Source organism: Roseateles sp. P5_E11 (genome assembly GCF_054049355.1).
The window spans coordinates 1-1,822 of the sequence record NZ_JBFUMO010000846.1 but is presented as its reverse complement, the minus strand read 5'-3'; the positions used below and the strand labels follow the sequence as shown (position 1 = coordinate 1,822).

Here is a 1,822-nt window from a genome sequence, read left to right as displayed (position 1 = left end):
ATCATGGCCAGCGTGCGGTCCTGCAGCGGCTGGTATTTTTCGTAGTTCTTGAAGCGGCGCTTGATGATGCCGGCGCGGTCGAACAGGTGGGCGTATTCCTCGGCGCGCAGGTCTTTGAACTGCAGATAGTGACGCATCAGTGCATCCCCCGGCTTCATGGCTTGGGCTGCGCAAGCAGCGCTTTGATCAGCGGCACGAGGCGGGCAGCGATTTCGCGCGCTTCGTCGTGCGTCAGGATCAGCGGTGGCAGCAGGCGCACCACGCGGTCGGCCGTCACGCTGATCAGCAGGCCGGCATCCAGGGCTTGACCCAGCAGCGGGCCGGCCGGGCGATCCAACTCGATGCCCAGCATCAGGCCCTRGCCGCGGATCTCGACCAGGCCCGACTCGCCAGCCAGGCCCTCGGCGAGGGCGCCGCGCAGCGTGGCGCCCACGGCTTCGGCATTGGCCAGCAGGCCGTCCTCTTCCATGATCTTCAACGTCTCGACGCCGGCGCGCATGGCCAGCGGGTTGCCGCCGAAGGTGGTGCCGTGGTTGCCGGCCTTCAGCACACTGGCGGCGCGCGGGCCGCAGACGACAGCACCGATGGGCACGCCCGAACCCAGGCCCTTGGCCAGCGGCATCACGTCCGGCTTGATGCCGGCCCACTGGTGGGCGAACCATTTGCCGGTGCGGCCGATGCCGCACTGCACTTCGTCCAGCATCAGCAGCAGGTCGCGCTCGTCGCAGACGCGGCGCAGGGCCTGCAGGAACTCGATGCGGGCGGGGTTGATGCCGCCTTCGCCCTGGATGGTCTCCAGGAAGATGGCCGTGATGTTGGGGTGAGCGGCCAGGGCGGCCTCGAGGGCGGCAATGTCGTTGAGCGGCACGCGCACGAAGCCCGGCACCAGCGGCCCGAAGCCGGCCTGGATCTTGGGATTTGCCGTGGCCGACAGCGTCGCGATCGAGCGGCCGTGGAAGGCGCCCTCGAAGACAAGCACCTCGGGCGAGGTATTGCCGCGGTCATGGCCGAACTTGCGGGCGATCTTCAACGCCGCCTCGTTGGCCTCGAGTCCGCTATTGCAGAAGAAGACATTGGCCAGGCCCGAAACCTCGCAGAGCTTGGCGGCGAGTTGCTCCTGCAGCGGCACGCGGTAGTAGTTGCTGGTGTGGATCAGCTTGGAGAGCTGATCTTGCAACGCCGGCACCAGGCGCGGGTGGTTGTGGCCCAGCGTGTTGACCGCGATACCGCCCAGTCCATCCAGCAGTCGTCGGCCTTCCGTRTCCCAGACCCAGCAGCCCTGGCCGTGCGAAAGCGCAACGGGCAGGCGGCCATAGGTCGGCATGACATGGGGCTCGGACGAGGGAGGGACAGCGTTCATCGGGTCTCCTGATGAGTCGAGAAAAAAGGAACTTTTGATTCTAAGGTTGATGCCGCAGCAATTGCTGCGCCGCAGCAGATGGCTTGGCGTCGAGGCACAATACCGGTCTTTGGCAGCGGCGCCCCGCTGTACCGCGAAGCCCCTCTGTCCATGACCGTTGCCCCCCCGCCGCGCGAAGTCTTCATCCAAGGTGTCACTCTGGATGGAAAAACCTTCCGACCGAGCGACTGGGCCGAGCGGCTGGCGGGCGCAATGTCCTGCTTTCGACCCGGCGGCGCGCGCGGCGGCATTGGTGCCTACATCGGCTATTCGCCGCTGTGTGTCCCCACCGTCATCAACGGCGTGAAGTGCGTTGTCGTCAACGAAGAGCTCAAGCGCCTCGAACCCATGGCCTGGGACTTCGTCATGAACTTCGCGCGCGACAACAACCTGCAAGTTGCCGACGCCTGCCTGCTGCCCGAC

The 1,822-nt window shown here is 66.3% G+C and carries 2 protein-coding genes and 1 pseudogene; 1 reads left to right on the top strand and 2 read right to left on the bottom strand.

Going from position 1 to position 1,822, the window contains the following annotated elements:
* Together ACXJKR_RS31310 and ACXJKR_RS31305 are read right to left on the bottom strand one after the other, a co-directional pair.
* Nucleotides 1-158, bottom strand: a pseudogene (locus ACXJKR_RS31310) (ornithine carbamoyltransferase); the annotation flags it as partial.
* Nucleotides 155-1,360, bottom strand: a complete 1,206-nt coding sequence (locus ACXJKR_RS31305; protein ID WP_457326173.1) for an acetylornithine/succinylornithine family transaminase — start codon at nucleotides 1,358-1,360, stop codon at nucleotides 155-157. The pseudogene ACXJKR_RS31310 and the gene ACXJKR_RS31305, both read right to left, overlap by 4 nt.
* 150 nt (nucleotides 1,361-1,510) lie before the next feature.
* On the opposite strand from ACXJKR_RS31305, the gene ACXJKR_RS31300 reads away from it, so the two are divergent.
* The coding region (locus tag ACXJKR_RS31300) for a DUF3579 domain-containing protein (protein WP_457326172.1) at nucleotides 1,511-1,822 on the top strand (312 nt) is incomplete at its 3' end.